Origin of the sequence: Micromonospora sp. WMMD737 (assembly GCF_049179055.1) — a bacterium.
Lineage (GTDB): Bacteria > Actinomycetota > Actinomycetes > Mycobacteriales > Micromonosporaceae > Micromonospora > Micromonospora reichwaldensis.
The window spans coordinates 6,770,397-6,786,998 of the sequence record NZ_JBMHMH010000001.1; the positions used below are offsets into that span (position 1 = coordinate 6,770,397).

9 protein-coding genes are annotated in these 16,602 nt (G+C 69.7%); 6 read left to right on the forward strand and 3 right to left on the reverse strand.

Going from position 1 to position 16,602, the window contains the following annotated elements:
- Positions 1–45: 45 nt before the first annotated feature.
- On the forward strand, positions 46–981 hold the full coding sequence (locus ACN27A_RS30025; protein ID WP_421457872.1) for a DUF2332 domain-containing protein: 936 nt from the start codon (positions 46–48) through the stop codon (positions 979–981).
- Between the two features lie 47 nt (positions 982–1,028).
- Here ACN27A_RS30025 and ACN27A_RS30030 read toward each other — a convergent pair whose 3' ends face one another.
- Both ACN27A_RS30030 and ACN27A_RS30035 read right to left on the reverse strand, forming a co-directional pair.
- Entirely contained in the window at positions 1,029–1,346 is a 318-nt protein-coding gene (locus ACN27A_RS30030; protein ID WP_151452426.1) for a TraR/DksA family transcriptional regulator, read from the reverse strand.
- A gap of 412 nt (positions 1,347–1,758) precedes the next feature.
- Positions 1,759–3,030, reverse strand: a complete 1,272-nt coding sequence (locus ACN27A_RS30035) for an MFS transporter (protein WP_421457873.1) — start codon at positions 3,028–3,030, stop codon at positions 1,759–1,761.
- Between the two features lie 284 nt (positions 3,031–3,314).
- Between ACN27A_RS30035 and ACN27A_RS30040 the strand changes: the two genes are divergently transcribed.
- The 5 genes from ACN27A_RS30040 (at position 3,315) to ACN27A_RS30060 (ending at position 15,738) form a co-directional block, all read left to right on the forward strand.
- Positions 3,315–3,557: a DUF5522 domain-containing protein gene (locus tag ACN27A_RS30040; protein WP_421457874.1), complete on the forward strand. Its 243-nt coding sequence runs from the start codon at positions 3,315–3,317 to the stop codon at positions 3,555–3,557.
- Between the two features lie 175 nt (positions 3,558–3,732).
- Positions 3,733–7,323 carry a LamG-like jellyroll fold domain-containing protein gene (locus tag ACN27A_RS30045; RefSeq protein ID WP_421457875.1) on the forward strand — a complete coding sequence of 1,197 codons (3,591 nt, stop codon included), beginning with the start codon at positions 3,733–3,735 and terminating at the stop codon, positions 7,321–7,323.
- 87 nt (positions 7,324–7,410) lie between these two features.
- The gene (locus tag ACN27A_RS30050) at positions 7,411–14,274 is read left to right on the forward strand and encodes an RHS repeat-associated core domain-containing protein (protein ID WP_421457876.1); all 6,864 of its coding nucleotides are present in this window, start codon (positions 7,411–7,413) and stop codon (positions 14,272–14,274) included.
- Entirely contained in the window at positions 14,271–14,813 is a 543-nt protein-coding gene (locus tag ACN27A_RS30055) for a hypothetical protein (RefSeq protein ID WP_421457877.1), read from the forward strand. Before ACN27A_RS30050 ends, ACN27A_RS30055 begins: the two co-directional genes overlap by 4 nt.
- 376 nt (positions 14,814–15,189) lie before the next feature.
- The gene (locus ACN27A_RS30060; RefSeq protein WP_421457878.1) at positions 15,190–15,738 is read left to right on the forward strand and encodes a hypothetical protein; all 549 of its coding nucleotides are present in this window, start codon (positions 15,190–15,192) and stop codon (positions 15,736–15,738) included.
- Positions 15,739–15,832: 94 nt separating this feature from the next.
- Here ACN27A_RS30060 and ACN27A_RS30065 read toward each other — a convergent pair whose 3' ends face one another.
- The gene (locus ACN27A_RS30065; protein WP_327030871.1) at positions 15,833–16,519 is read right to left on the reverse strand and encodes a metal-dependent transcriptional regulator; all 687 of its coding nucleotides are present in this window, start codon (positions 16,517–16,519) and stop codon (positions 15,833–15,835) included.
- Positions 16,520–16,602 lie beyond the last annotated feature (83 nt).

Below are 16,602 nucleotides of genomic sequence, written 5' to 3' on the forward strand. Positions count from 1 at the left end.
CCGGCCCGCCCCGCTCGGTTCGTGGACATCGGCGACCATCGGTACATGACGACCCACCAGACGTACGTCGAGTTCGCCACCCGGGAGGCGCGCGGCGTGTCGCCCGCGTACGAGCGCCTGTCCCTCGCTGTCTCCCGCGACGACGAACTGCTGGCCCTGCTCGCCGCGCTGCCGCCGGCCAGGCGGCAGCCGAACCTGCTGTTCGGCGTCGTACGACTGCTCGGCGGGCCGGTCGACGACCCGGCGGCCTTCCGCGACTTCGCGCTGGCGAACTGGCCGGCGATCGAGGCGGAACTGCGCACCCGCGCGACCCAGACGAACGAGCCCGGGCGGTGTGCCGTGCTGCTGCCCGTGCTCGCCGCGTTGCCGCAGCCGCTGGCGTTGCTGGAGGTCGGCGCGTCCGCCGGGCTCTGCCTCTACCCCGACCGGTACGCCTACCGCTACGGCGACCACGCGCTCGGCGCGGGCGAACCGGTCCTCGGTTGCGCGGCCACCGGACTGGCCCCGCCGGAGCGGCTACCGGAGGTGGTGTGGCGGGCCGGCCTGGACCTGAATCCGCTGCGGGTGACCGAGCCGGCGGACGTGGCCTGGCTCGACGCCCTCATCTGGCCGGAGCACACGCACCGTCGCGCCCGGCTGCGGGCCGCCGCGGCCGTCGCCGCGTCCGACCCGCCGCTGCTCGTGCGCGGCGACATGATGGACGACCTGCCCGCGCTGGCCGCGTTGGCGCCGGCCGGCGCGACGCTTGTCGTGTTCCACACCAGCGTGCTCTACCAGGTGCCGGCGCCGCGCCGGGAGGCGTTCGCCCAGGTGGTACGCGGACTGCCCGGCCACTGGATCTCCAACGAGTCCCCGGACGTGCTGCCCCACGACGCGTTGCCGGAGCCGCCGGACGAGGCGCTGTACAACGTGCTCGCGCTGGACGGCCGGCCACTGGCCTGGACGAGCCCGCACGGGCAGGCGATGACCTGGTTCGGGTGACCCGACGGGCTGCCGTGCCGTGCACCGGGCACGGCAGCCCGCGTACGTCACTGCTGCTTCTGCTGGCAGGGCACGCAGAAGCGGGCGTGCGGCAGCACTTCCAGGCGCTCCCGGGGGATCGCGGCGGAGCAGCGCTCGCAGATGCCGTAGCGGCCCTCGGCGAGGCGGCGCAGCGCCCCGCTGACCTGCTCGATGCTCCGCCGGGTGGCGGCGATCAGCGCGCTCTGGGTGTGCGCCTCGCCCGGGTCACCGGTGTCGGCGGTCAGCTGCGTGAGCCGCACGGTCTGCGCCTCGAAGTCGTTGGTCAGCGTCGTACGCAGGTCGTCGAGCCACTTCTGCTCGCTGGACTGGGTGGGTGTGGTCATGGCGTAGCTCCTCGGGAAAAAGAAAAAGGGCCGAAGCTGGATAGCTTCGCCCTGGTGGCCGTTCGCAGAAGTTGCAATCGGTTCACGGAGGGCCACGTCCGGCGGGGCTCGGCAGTCGGGAGGCGACCGAGCCGGCGCACGACGGCGCGACCGCGGATCGCACCACCCGGGTCGCCACGTTCACCCGGAGGGCACACCGGCAGGCAGCAGCGGGCGCCGCCGTCACCACGACGGCGGTGCTGATCTGCTGACCGGTCGAACACATGCAGCCACCATAGGCCGGGCGGAGCGGAAAGCCAACGTGCTTCCGTGCGTACCGGGGACGGCCCGGTGCCCGGGGCCACCCGGCGCAGCGTGCGGCCCGATCGGCCGGCGTCGGGTTCCGCCCGGAGCCAGGGCTGGCATCGACCGGTCAGGCCGCCGGCATGTCCCGCATCCGCCGCAGCGGGGAGAGGACGACGAAGAGCGCGGCGCTCCACGTGCCGAGGACGCAGATCCACAGCGCCGGCCGCAGCCCGAGCTGGCTGGCGAGCGTGCCGCCGGTGAGCGCGCCGAGCGGGATCACGCCGAAACAGACCCAGAGGAACGCCGCGTTCACCCGGCCCAGCAGGGCGGGCGGCGTGATCCGCTGCCGGTACGTGAGGGTGGCCACGTTGTAGAGCACCGCGTTGGCGGAGAACGCGGCCAGGCCGATGCCGTAGAGCAGCATCCCCCAGCCGGGCCGAGCCAGGGGCATGAGCAGGTAGAGCGGACCCGGGGCGGCCATCGCCACCCAGATCACCCGGGCCGAGCCGAGCCACGCGGTCAACCGGCCGGCGAACGCGCCGACCACCAGGCCGCCCACCGCGCTGACCGAGAAGACCAGCCCGACCAGCGCCGGCGTGGCGTGCAGCTCCTTGAGGAGGAAGACCACCTCGATGGAGCCGGACGCCATGACGAAGAAGTTCGAGGCGGTGGTGCAGGCGAGGATGCTGCGCAGGATCGGCTGGCGGCGGATGAAGCCCAGCCCTTCGGTCATCTCCACCCGCAGCGGCACCCGGTCGCGCCGGGGCACGGGCTCGCCCGGGGCCTGCCGGATCAGCAGCAGGGTCAACCCGCTCACGGCGAAGGCGAGGCCGGTGACGACGAAGGTCCTCGCGGCGCCGACGAGCCCGACGAGCACGCCGCCGACCGTCGGACCGATGAGCTCGGCGGAATCCTGGCTGACGGTGAGCTTCGCGTTGGCGTCCACGAGCCGGTCCGGCGGCACCAGCCTCGGCAGCATGCTCTTGTGGGCCACGGTGAACAGGACGGTGAGCACGCCGGAGAGCCCGACCACCGCGTACAGGAAACCGAGGGTGAGCAGGTCGGCCAGGGCGACCACCGGCACCGACAGCAGCAACGCCGCGCGGCCCAGGTCGCAGGCGACCATCAGCCGCCGCTGGTCGACCCGGTCGGCGAGGATCCCGGCGGGCAGGGAGAAGACCAGGTACGGCAGCCAGGCGAGCGCCGTCAGCAGCGAGACCTGTAAGACACTGGCGTCGAGCGTGCCGACGGCGAGCAGCGGCACCGCCACGTTGGAGACCCGGTTGCCCAGCTCGCTGACCGTCTGCCCGGCCAGGAGCAGCCCGAAGTTGCGGGTGCGCAGCAGCGAGGGCCGTTTCGGGGCGGCACCTCCGACGGGCCTGGCGGCCTGCTGCGTCACGTCGGATCCCCAACGCGGGTCGGTGACCGCCGTGGGGAGGCCGCCGACCCCGGGGGATCCGACGCGGTTCGCGGGCGCCCGGCCCGTCCGTGGTCCATCCGGTCAGCCTCCCGGCCCCGCCCGGATCGACGCCACTGGTTATCCGATCCCACGCCGGCCGGCGCGCCGCGCTGCGCCCACCGTGTCGCGTCGGCCATTCGCAGCGCCGCGACCTGCGGGATCCGGCGGTGGACCGGCGCCTCGCCCCGGGCAGGCGCCGACGAGCGGGTCTCTAGACTGCGCCGGTGACCGGAGAGCGACGACCGCTGGCGGACCGGCCGCTGACCGAGCCGCACCCGTCCCGGCTGCCGGCGGAGCACCCGGACCGGGAGCGGATCCTGGCCGCGCACGCCGCCGCCCTGACCGCAGGCGAGGCCGGCTACCTCGACCCGGCCACCGGTCTCTTCGTGCTCAGCGCGGGTTTCCTGGCCCGGCGCGGCACCTGCTGCGGGCGCGGCTGCCGGCACTGTCCGTACGTCGACGACTGACCAGCGTAGGGGGTCTTCCACCGGGTAGGGGATTACCTACGGCTACCAGGGGTGGGTCTTTGTCCGGGCCTGAGGCTTTGGTGGCGGCAGTTTGTAGTCGGGTATTTACTCGTCGGGCAGAGGATCTCTAAAGTTCGCTCGCTATTGTGCGGGTGATTCGGGGGACCTCGTGGTCGTGTCGTGGAAGCGTCGTGCCTTCATCTGGCTGACGTCCGTCAGTGTCGGCGTCTCGGGCGGCGGGCTCGTGGTGGCTCCGCCAGCCGTCGCCGCACCCGCTCCGGCGCCCCAGCGGGAATGTGGCAGCGCCGAGGCGCCGAACGAGGCGGCGGCAGCCAGGCTGGCGGCGGCCTGCGGCCGGCCGGTCGAGGCGCTCAGCGAGCGCACGGAGTACGCGCACGTCACCGTCGCCCCGGACGGCGTCCGCAAGCTGGTCGCGGCGGTCGCGCCCCAGCGGGTACGCCGCGCGGACGGCTCCTGGGCGGCCATCGACCCCGGCCTGCGTCAGCGGGGCGACAGGTTGGTTCCGAGCGCGACCCTGGCCGACGTGTCGTTCTCCACCGGCGGCACGGGGCCGCTCGTGACGTGGCGGGAGGCCGGGTCGACCTTCACCCTCGGCTGGCCGCTGGGACCGTTGCCGAAGCCTCAGGTGAACGGCCCCACCGCCACGTACCCGTCCGTGCTGAAGGACGTCAACCTGCACGTCACGGCGACCGCCGAGGGTTACACGCACGTGGTGGAGGTGCTCACCCCCGAGGCCGCCGCACAGCCGGCGATCAAGGCGTTGCGCTACCGCACCGGCGGGGACATGAGGATCGCCCAGGCCGCCGATGGTGCCATGCGGTTGGTGACCGCCGCAGGGGTCACCGTCGCCACCTCGGCGCCGGCGCGGATGTGGGACTCCTCCGACGACCCGGCCCGGGCTGGCGAGGTGCTGCCGGCTGTGGCGGCAGCACGGCTGAAGACCCCGCCGGGCGAACGGGCCACCGCCACCGAACCGGCGGTGACCTCGCGAAGCGCGAAGGTGCGCGTCGCCGCGTCGGGCACCCAGTTCACCGTCACCCCCGACGCCGCACTGATGGCCGATCCTGGGCTCACCTACCCGATCTACATCGATCCGGAGTTCGAGAAGCTGCGGACGAAGTGGGCGTACTCCACCAGCAACGGCGAGAACAACGACACCACCGTGGCCCGGGTGGGACGCCAGCCGTACCCCGAGGGCGGCAACGGGGAGCGCTACCGCTCCTACTACGACTTCAACGTGTCCGGCCTCAAGGGCAAGCAGATCCTGGGCGGGACGATCCGGGTCACGCTCGACCACTCGTACTCCTGCGATCCGACCTGGGTCTACGCCTACCGGACGAACGCCATCACGGTGGCGAGCGGCGGCCGGATGGCCTGGACCACCCGGCCGCTGCCGGCCACCTACCTCGACTCGTGGGAGGGCAACGCGAACGAGGCGGGCGGCTGCGGGACGATCCAGCCCGACGACGACGCGGAGTTCTCCAGCACCACCGTGGTGTCGGACCTCCAGCACGCCGCCACCAACGCATGGTCCGTTTACACAGTGGGCCTGTGCGCGTGCAATCCGTCCGGGGTGGGGGAGGACTTCGAGAGCCGGTGGAAGAAGTTCTACACCAGCAAGGCGTGGCTCGAGGTCACCTACAACTCCAAGCCGGCCGTGCCGACCGGCCTGACCACGTCCGGCCAGGCGTGCGGCGCGACGATCGGCACCGCCTCGCCGGTGCTCAAGGCGTTCTACGGCGACGCGGACGGCGCCACGGACAGCCTGGTGGGCTACTTCCAGTACCGGCTGAAGGGCACCACGACGGTCACGGCGAAGACGGGGCAGACCAAGCCGGGCAACAACTACGGCGAGTCCGGCGTCATCAGCCTCGGGGCCGGCTCGGAGGGCAAGACGTACGAGTGGCAGGTGCAGACCAGGGACAGGGCGGGCCAGTACTCGGATTGGACGGCCTGGTGCAGCTTCACGGTGGACGTCTCCAAGCCGCTGCCCCCGACGGTGACCTCGACGGCGTACCCGGACGACGGCACTGCCCACGGCGGACCCGGAGTCTCGGGGTCCTTCACCTTCGTCGCCGGCTCGCAGGACGCCGTGAAGTACGTGTACGGCTGGGCCGGGCAGACGACCCCGCTGACGACGGTGACCGTGGCCGCCGGCGCGTCGTACACGGTGACCCTGACGCCGCGGCGATTCGGCTACAACGTGCTGGAGGTCTACAGCGTCGACAGTGCCAGCAAGCGCAGTGACATCACGGGACACCGGTTCCTGGTGAACGGCCCCTCCGCGCCGGTCGCGCACTGGCCACTCGACACCATCGACGGCCACAATTTCTCCGACGTGATCAACCAGGTGCAACTGACGCCCAGTGGCACCGTGAGCTGGGCGGCCAACAGCCGGATCCACAACGAGTCGACCCCGGCATTCGCCGCCAACTCGTACCTCTCCACCAGCGGCGTTGCGCTTGATACGAGCAAGTCGTTCAGTGTCTCGGCATGGGTGCGGATGGCAGACGCGGATCCGAGTGACGGGGACCCGGATCTCCCCACCAGCACTTGGACGGCGGTCAGCAAGTCCGGTGCCAGCCTGAGTGCCTTCTACCTTGGCTATCGCGTCCACAACGGCGAGCCGAAGTGGTCCTTCAGTCTTCCCGATGCCGACTCTGACCAGGGTCCCGGCTGGCTGCACGTCGTGTCCTCGGTCTCCGTCGCCCCTCGGCAGGTCGGCAAGTGGACCCACCTCGCGGGTTCCTTCGACGCGGCCACCGGACAGGTGGAGCTCTACGTCAACGGGAATCTCGCAGGCTTCGCCGTGCGCACTGCGGCCGGGTGGACAGGGGCGGGTTCACTGGTCGTCGGGGCTGCGCAGTACAAGGTGCCTGGTGGAGTTCCCTACATGACCACGCATTGGAGGGGTGGCCTCACCGATGTTCGTTTCTGGAACCGCGCGCTAACCATCGACGACCTGAGAGGCACCGACGTCAGCGCCGAGGCGGGTACGCACGCGATACCCGGGATCCTGGCGCCGGTGCAGGTGGCGAACTGGGACTTCAGCGGAGGACTTTCGTCGGGCTGCGCATCTCCGGTGAGTTCAAGCTACTGGGGTCAGTCGCTGGATCTTCACGGATGCACCGACCCGTACTCCGACGGACAGAACGTCGGCTTCACCGGCGACGCGTACGACGACAACGACTCCCTCTGGCTGAACCACCCGCAGCCCGACGGCTACGGCGCGGCAACCACCAAGACCGGTTACGCCGCTGCGAGTGGACCCGTCGTCAACACGGGCCAGTCCCTGACCGTGTCGGCCTGGGTCCGCATCGATTCCCTCAACGGCAAGGAACAGGTTGTCGTGCGGCAGGGAAGGAACCAACTCGATGAAGGCTCGGTCGCGCTCTATGTGGCGGCGAGCAACAGGTGGGCCTTCTCTGTGCTGACACCGTCCGCGACGGGTGCACCGGTGTGGTCGGCAGCGTGGGCAGACTCGCTGGAGCAGACCAGACCCGGTGAGTGGACACATGTCGTCGGTGTGTTCGATGCGAGTGCGGGAGAGGTCCGCCTCTACCTCAACGGGGTGCGACAGCAACAGGTGGCGACGGGTGTCGACGGCGCCGTCTCCTCTGAGCCGTTCTATGTCGGAGCCGGCCACACGACATGGGGACATCTCGCGGGGAACCTCGATCAGATCAAGGTTTACGCGGGAGCCATGTCGGACCGCGAGGTCGCAGCACTCCATGAAGGGCTCTGAGCAAGCGAGACCCGTGCCGGAAGCGGTACGAAACTTCGCACTCAAGAAGCCCTGACCACTGCCCACCCCTCACGGCGGAGATTTGCCATGTCTGCTCGTCCGTCGCCGGCCACCGTGGCGCGGCGCGATTCCCGGTCCTCGTTCTGGCGCCCCGAGAGCCGGTTGCGGATGGGTCTGGCCGGGAGCCTGGCTCTCGTCATGCTGGCCTCCACGCTGACCGCCCAGCCTCGGCCGGCGGTCGCCGCACCGCCGGTCGGCCTCGGCGTCACGCAGCCGAAGCCGGTCTCCGCGAAGCCGGTCAGGTCGAAGCCGCGTCCGGCCGACCTGTCCCAGGGTGCGAACAGGCGGCCCGCCGGGAAGGTCACCTGGCCCTCGGCCGGCGTTGCGGAGGCGGGCGTCGTGCCGGCCTCCGAGAACAGGACCGCCGCGACGACGTCACCGTCCGCGGCGACTCGGGTCGGTGCCCTGCCGGTGTACGTCGGTCCGGCGGTGGCGAAGAGCGCACACTCGCGAGCCACCGCGTCCACCGCCGTGAGCCGGGCCCGGGTCGAGGTCCTCGACCGTGCCAAGGTCCCGGCGGGGTGGCGTGACGGCGTGGTGCTGCGGGTCGCGCGCGCCGACGGTCAGCCGGGTGCGGGCCGGATGAGCCTGGGGGTGGACTACTCCGGATTCGCGGCGGCCTTCGGGGCGGATTGGTCGACCCGGCTCCGCCTGGTGGCGCTGCCCGAGTGCGCGCTGACCACGCCGGAGAAGGCGGGGTGCGGCGGTCGTCCGCTCGCCTCGCGCAACGACGGGGCGACCAACCGGGTGTCCGCCGAGGTGGAGATCTCCTCCGCCGCCGCGACGTCGCTGGTCGCCCTGGCCGCTGCCGCATCCGGGTCGGCCGGTGACTACGGCGCGACGCCGCTGCAGGCGTCGTCGAGCTGGAGCGCCGGCGGGTCGAGCGGCGACTTCTCCTGGTCCTACCCCGTACGGGTGCCGCCCGCCACGGGTCCGACGCCGACCGTGTCGCTGGCGTACTCGTCGAGCGCGGTCGACGGTCGCAGCGACGCCTCGAACAACCAGCCGTCGTGGGTCGGGGAGGGTTTCGACTACCACCCCGGCTTCATCGAGCGGCGGTACGTGCCCTGCTTTGACGACACCGCCAACGGCGCCACCAACGACGACCAGGTCGGCGACCAGTGCTGGGGCACGGACAACGCGGTGCTCTCGCTCAACGGGCGGTCGACCGAGTTGGTCAGGGACACGGCGACCGGCGTGTGGCGACCGAAGAACGACGACGCGGCGAAGGTCGAGAAGTTGGCGGGCGCGGCCAACGGCGACAACAACGGTGAGCACTGGAAGGTGACGGCCGCCGACGGCACCCAGTACTTCTTCGGGCTCGACGACCTGCCCGGTCACACGACGGGCACGGCCTCCACCAACACCGTTCGCGTCTACGGCAACCACGAGAACGAGCCCTGCTGGAACAGCAGCTTCGCCGCCGCCCACTGCGAGCAGGCGTGGCGCTGGAACCTCGACTACGTCGTCGACACCCACGGCGGCACCATGTCGCTCTGGTACAGCCGGGAGACCAACAAGTACGCCGCGAACGCCACGGACAGCGACGAGGTCTCCTACGTCCGGGCCTCGAACGTCACCCGCATCGACTACGGCACCTGGGACCGGGGCGCGACCGACCGTTCCGTCACCCCGACCGCGCAGGTCTTCTTCGCCACGTCCGACCGGTGCCTGTCGGACTGCACCGACCACGACGACCCGGCCCGCTGGCCGGACACGCCCTGGGACCAGGAGTGCACCGGCACCCAGTGCCCCGGCAAGTACTCGCCGACCTTCTGGAGCACCCGCCGCCTGTCGAAGATCACCACGAAGGTCGCCGGCGTCTCCGGCGACGTGGAGAGCTGGGACCTGAGGCACACCTTCCCGCCGAATGGTGACGCCTCCCGCGACGGCATGTGGCTGGAGTCGATCCAGCACACCGGACACATCGGCGAGCCCGTGACGCTGCCGGAGATCAATTTCGACTTCGTGCAGCGGCCCAACCGGGTCGACAAGACCGACGACGGCAAGCCGCCGATGCACTGGCTGCGGATGAACACCGTCTGGACCGAGGCCGGCGGCAAGATCACGGTGGTCTACTCCCCGCCGGAGTGCGACACCGACGGGCCCATGCCGTCCTCGCCGCAGAGCAACACCCTGCGGTGCTATCCGGTGCTCACCGAGGACCCGTTCACGAATGTGATCGAGACCGACTACTTCCACAAGTACGTGGTCGAGGAGATCCACGAGTCGGACGGCACCGTCGGCGGCACGGACGTCGTCACCACGTACGACTATCTCGGCGGCGCGGCGTGGCGGCACGCCACGGACGACGGCATGACGAAGGACAAGTTCCGTACCTGGTCCGACTACCGGGGCTACGGGCGGGTCCAGGTCCGCAAGGGCACCGACGGTCAGGAGACCCTGGCCGAGACCCGCTACTACCGGGGCATGCACGGCGACCGGGCGGCCCCGAGCGGCGGCACCCGCACCGTGACGCTCGCCGCGCTCGACCTCAACGGCGACGGCGACGTCTCGGATGCCGCCGACGCGCCCCAGGTCAACGACGAGGACGCCCTCGCCGGGCAGGTCCGCGAGCAGATCACCTACAACGGCGTCGAGACCGATGTCGTGTCGCGGGGGGCCAGCCAGGCGTGGCAGTCGGCGGCCACCGCGACCCGGGACATGGGCCAGACCACCACGTACGCCCGCTACACCGGCGTCCAGACGAGCTGGAACGCCGTCAAGCTGGACGCGGGCCGTGGGTGGCGGGTGACGAAGAAGACCAACGGCTTCGACGAGTACGGCATGGAGGTCACCGCCAGCGACCTCGGCGACGTGACCCAGTCCGGCGACGAGCAGTGCATGCGGACGACGTACGCGCGCAACGCCGACAGGAACATCCTCGCCACCTCCGTCCGGGTCGAGACCTTCGCCCTGCCCTGCGGCACCGCGCCCACCAGCAGGGACGACATCGTCAACGACGTCCGCACGTCCTACGACGGCGAGGCGTACGGCGTGGCGCCCACCGAGGGCAACCCCACGAAGGTCGAAACGCTGAAGGACTGGTCCCCGTCTGGCGGGACGGTCTGGCTGACCACGGGCACCTCGACCTACGACGCCCACGGCCGGGTGGAGGACGCCTACGACATCCGCGGGAACAAGACGACCACGACCTACACCCCGGCGGCCGGGGGCCCCGTCACGAAGGTGGAGACCAGGAACCACCTGGACTGGACGACGAGCCAGGACATGATCCCGGGCTGGGGCCTCGCCAAGCGGTCCACGGACGCCAACGGCAGGATGACCGACCTGCAGTACGACGGGCTCGGCCGGCTGCGGAAGGTCTGGCTGCCGAACCGGCCGATGGGTACCGACCCGGCCAACCCGGCCCCCCCCTCCTACGAGTACACCTACACCATCCGCAACAGCGGGGGCGCCAACGCCGTCACGACCCGGGTGCTGAACGCCGAGGGCAAGTACGTCACCAGCCACGCGCTCTCCGACGGCCTGCTCCGCCCGCGACAGACCCAGACTGCCGCCGTCGCCGGTGGCGGCACCGTGTTCAGCGAGACCGTCTACGACGCCGCCGGGCGGGTGGCGTACACCAACGGCCGACACCACGACCCGGACCTGACAGCCGGCACCAACCTGAAGTCGATCGCGGCGTGGGAGGCGAACAGCCAGACGGTGAACCTGTACGACCGGGCGGGCCGCACCACGGCCAGCATCCTGACCAGCAGCGGCCTGGAGAAGTGGCGCACCACCACCGCGTACGGCGGTGACCGGGTCTACGTCACCCCGCCTGACGACGGCGGGACGCCGACCACCACGATCACCAATGCCGCCGGCAAGACGATCGAGGTGCGCCGGCACTCGGGCGGTTCCGTCGCCGGGCCGCACGACGCCAGCACCTACACCTACAACCGGAAGCAGCAGCTCACCGGGGTCGCCGAAGCCGCCGGCAACGAGTGGACGTACGAGTACGACATCCGGGGCCGGCAGACCGCGGCGGAGGACCCCGACCGGGGCCGTACGGAGTCGACGTACAACGACTACGGCGACCTCGAGCACACGGTCGACGCGCGTGGCAAGAAGCTCGTCTACCACTACGACAGCCTCGGCCGTAAGGACGCCGTCTACGACACCTCGATCGCGACGGCGAACAAGCGCGCCACCTGGGCGTACGACCCCACGGGCGCGAAGGGCCAGTTGGCGTCGACCAGCCGCTGGACGGACCTCGGCGTCAACGAGTACAAGATGCGCGTCCGGGGCTACACGGCCCTCTACAAGTCGATGGGCGAGGACTACGTCGTTCCCGCCTCCGAGACCGGGCTCAACGGCACCTACAGCTTCACCCGCTCGTACAAGGCGGACGGGGTCAGCGTCGCGTCCGCCACGTACCCGAACGCGGGAAGCCTCGGCGGCGAGCAGCTCACCTTCACCTACGACGAGGTGACGGGCCTCGCCGAGCAGGTCAAGACGAACTGGCCCAACGCCGGCCAGTACGTCGTCAACACCGACTACAACGCGTTCGCCGAGCTGGGCCTCGTCCGCTACCAGCAGACCGCCCAGAACTACCTCGACCGCTCCTGGACGTACGACGACAGCACCGGCCGGCTGTCACGGGCGACCACGAGCCGGCAGGTCACGCCGCAGCCCGTCGCCGATCTGAAGTACGACTACGACGAGGCCGGCAACATCACCCGGATCGCCGACGCCCCGACCGGCGGTGCGGCCGACGTCCAGTGCTTCGACTACGACTACGCGAGGCGGCTGACGGCGGCCTGGACGCCCTCGTCCGGCGACTGCGCACCCGCGGCGACGGTGACCGGGCTGGGCGGACCTGCGCCGTACTGGCACTCCTGGACCTTCGATCCGGTCGGCACGTCGGTCGGCAACCGGGCCAAGGAGACCAGGCACGGCACCACGACCACCGAATCCACCTACACGTACCCGGCCCCCGGTGCGGCCCAGCCCCACGGGGCTCAGCAGGTCGTCACGACCGGGGTCGGCGCGGGCACCCGCAACTACCGTTTCGACGCGGCGGGCAACATGACCTGCCGGCCGAGCGCGACCGCCGTCAACAACACCTGCCCGGCCGGGACCGGCAGCCAGGCACTGACCTGGGACAGCGAGAGCAGGCTCGTCGGCCTCACCGACGGCGGGAAGAACCACAGCTACCTGTACGACGCCGACGGCGCCCGCCTCATCGCGCGCGATCCGACGGGCAAGACCCTCTACCTGCCGGGTCTGGAGATCCGCTACACCACCAGCAGCGGCACCAAGTCGGCGACGCGCTACTACAGCCACCTCGGCCAGATGTACGCCATGCGTCAGCCCGGCACCGGCGTCACCTGGCTCGTCACCGACCACCAGGGCACCCAGCAGTTCGCCATCGCCTCGGGCAACCAGGCGATCACCCCGCAACGCCAGACCCCGTACGGCGGGGTGCGCGGCTCGGCGCCCGCCGCCTGGCCGAACCAGCTCGGCTTCGTGGGCGGCACGCGCGACGGCGGCCCCGACACCACCGGCCTGACCAACATCGGCGCACGCCCCTACGACCCGGCCATCGGCAAGTTCGTCGCGGTAGACCCGCTCATGGACCTCGCCGACCCCGAGCAGTGGAACGGCTACGCGTACGCCAACAACACCCCTGTCACCAGCAGCGACCCCACTGGCCTGATCCCGGACGACTGCGCCAAGTTCGACTGTTCCGGCTACGTCCCTGGCAACGAGGACGCAAACCAGGACGCAAAGGAAGACAACCCGTGCTGGCCCGTCGCCTGCGAGAAGGATGAACCTGACGGTCCCGGCGGTACCGGCGGTTTTACCGGCAAGCACGACGACGACGGGCGAGCCATGCCGGCACCCGGCAAGATGACCATCGAGAACGGCGCTCAGTTCCGGTACTACACCCACATCACCAATCTGGACATGTTCCAGCGCGAGGTGGTCGAGGAATGGGTTTTCTGCTACAACAACCCGGAGATCTGCGCCGAACTGGAGAAAGCGAAGGCCAAGGCTTCAGCGCAGGGGCTGAAAGACCTACTCGGCATCACCGACGCCCAGAATTGTTTGAAGGGTCAGGTCTCGGGATGCGCCTGGACGGCGGTCGGCTTTGTGCCGATCGGGAAGTTGAAGGCGGCTGGGCCGATTGGGAAAGCGCTACTCGAAGGTGCTGACGCGGCATGTAGTTTCGCTGGCGAAACCGAAGTGCTAATGGCCGACGGCAGCACGAAGCCCATCAGTCAGATCAGTGTCGGGGACTTCGTTGTCGCGACGAATCCGGAGACCGGTGAACGGGGTGATCGCGAGGTCACCCACGTCTGGTCGCACGAGGACGACCTTTATGCACTAACCGTCGCCGGTGCTGCGCTGGTCACCACCGAGGATCACCCGTTCTGGAACGCCACGGACCGTCGGTGGGAACGGGCGGACGCCCTCAACCGCAGCGCCGCGTTGCAGACAGCTTCTGGTGATTCGGTGGCGGTCGGCAGCTTGAGCGAGACGTCGATCGGCAGGGGTGCCGCGTATAACCTCACAGTTCGCGACATTCATACGTACTACGTGCTCGCAGGCGATACGTCGCTCCTCGTGCACAACTCGTGTCCTGTTGCTGCCCGTCTCACCAGCAGCCCCGACGCCCCGGTAATTAACAGCAAGACCGTACACTTGGACAAGAACGGTCGGTTCCGGATCGATCTCGAGAATCAGAATCCCGGACGTCCGGGTGCAAATATTCATCTACAGCCTATGGGGCGGGGTGCATCAGGCAAGTACTACTACCATCAGGAAACGGGGAAGTGGATTTCGGCGAGCGGAGAAGAGTTGGCGCCGAAACTCGCAAAGCAGGTGCCGCAAAGTGCCATTAATAGAGCCTATCAATACCTAAGGATCACGCCGCCGTGAAGATGAATTCACGCATGTTCGACGTTCTTGTGCAGGGGGTTGTGGACCCAAGCCGCGACCTGCCACCTGAATTGGATGAAGTCGCGAGGGCCGGCTGGGTGCTCGGCCCTGGCGGCGCCATTTTGCTCAAGTCTTTGTCGGGACCTGGATGGCGTAACGACATAGACGCCTCAGAAGTGGGGCTGTATGAGTATGAAGTGAACGACGTCTACGTTTCCCTGTTCGACATTGCGGACAACAGGGAAACTTATTTGAGCAGGGCGGCGGTGAGAGGTATCTCTTTTGCTGCTCGCATGCTGAAAGATGCCGCCGCTCTTCCTGAGGCTGACCGCCTGCTAGCGGTAGTGGGCATATCGGTGGATGAGGGAGACGAAGATTTTTTGCTCCAGGGAGCTACTGTCAGATTTTTTAGTCGTCGCGGCGATTATCCGACCTGGTTCGAAGATCTGGAGCGGTATCAGAAGGAAGCGATTGCTGTAATTGGTATGGCGGACCTTGCCGTGCCTGGCCCGCTAACTCAATTTCGCCGTCGGGGGTGATTCCAGGATGCGCGGTGAGCGCCAACTCGGTCCGGCACGTGTTGCCAGGCGCTGGTAGCGAAGACTGAGGCCAGGTGCATGATGGCCTTACCGCAAGTGGAGCCAGGACGAAAGGTGCCTGCCGTCCGGCATCGAAGGCCGCCACGGACTGTGCCTGTGAGTGCGCTCGGTGTGCATGAGGCAAGTCGGTGGTCCAAGTTGCTGCGGGACAGCGCGATCGCCATGAGGTAGGACAGGGCAGCAAAACTCCCGGTGCAGGCATCGGATCTGTGGTCGATCGCTGTCTTTCCGGGACTCTCGGCCTATGTCGAAACAGCCCCTACGCACTTATCGTGGTTAGCGCATCAAGATGAAGTTTCAATAACAGGAGGTTGCGGTGAGCGGGCGGGTCCGGCTTGCCAGTGTGACCCTGCTGCTGGCGACGGGCTGCGGCGCGGAGGCAGAACCGGTGGCCCTACCGCCTGCCGCGCCAATCACGGTCGACATGGCCGCCGCCTCGTCCGGCGGGGCGTTCCGGTTGCTGGACTTCGGCGTGATCGAGCAGCACGCCGGCGTCCGCTTCGACGTCGCCGCAGCAAGCGCCACAGGCGACAGTCACACCTGCGTGGTGCGCGCGGGACAGGAGCCGCTGCCGGAGCTGACGCTGACCGTCACCCGGGCATCGATCGACGCGGCGACCTTCACCGCCGACGTGGTGCCGGAGAAGGCGACCAAGGTCTCCGGGCTCGGCCAGAAGGCGTACCGGCGGACCACCTCGCCCAAGGGCGCCTTCGGGCCGGTCGCCGAAGTGGGGTGGCTGGCTGCCGAGGGCCGCCTCGCCACCCTGCGCTACGCCACGGCGCGCGACGCCGACAGGGCGGAGGCCGAGAAGCTCACCACCGCCCTCGTCGCCCTGGCCCAGGGACTCGACACCCGCGCCATCTGACCCCGGCCAGGGGTGACGAAGCCGCCCCGGCACAGCGTGAACCGCCTCGCCTCAAGCTGCTGCGCCTGCTGTGTGCGGGCGTCGGCGCGGCGGGTCAGTGGGCCGCGACGAAGACCCGGGAGGCTACCTCGCGCGGCAGCCTGATGCGGTCGCCCGAGCGGTCGATCGACACCCCGTCGCGTTCCTGCGCCACCGTCACGGTCGCGCCCGGGTCGACGCCGGCGGCGTGCAGCTGCCGGAGCACGTCCGCGTCGGTCTGCACGCTCTCGCAGATGCGGCGCACCACGACCGGCCCCGACAGCCCGGGGAACGCCAGGTTGCGCTCGCCCTCGATCGGGGCGGCGGTCGCCTGCTCCGGCGTACCCAGCTCGTCCAGCCCCGGGATCGGGTTGCCGTACGGCGAGCGGGTCGGCCGGTTCAGCAGGTCGTAGACCCGCTTCTCGACGGCGTCGCTCATCACGTGCTCCCACCGGCAGGCCTCCTCGTGGGCCTCCTCGTAGGGCATCCCGATCACGTTGACCAGCAGCAGCTCGGCGAGGCGGTGCTTGCGCATCACGGAGACCGCGTTGCTGCGGCCGTGCGCGGTGAGCGCCAGGTGGCGGTCGCCCTCGACGGTCAGCAGGCCGTCGCGCTCCATCCGGGCGACGGTCTGGCTGACGGTCGGCCCGCTCTGCCCCAGCCGTTCGGCGATGCGGGCGCGCAGGGGCGGCACTCCCTCCTCCTCCAGCTCGAGGATGGTCTTGAGGTACATCTCGGTCGTGTCGACCAGATCATGCTTCACGTCAGCGGACCTCCGGCCAACGATGCTACCTCGGTGTTCAGCGAACGACCCACGGCGAACCGCCAGGTCGGTGCCGCGATGGT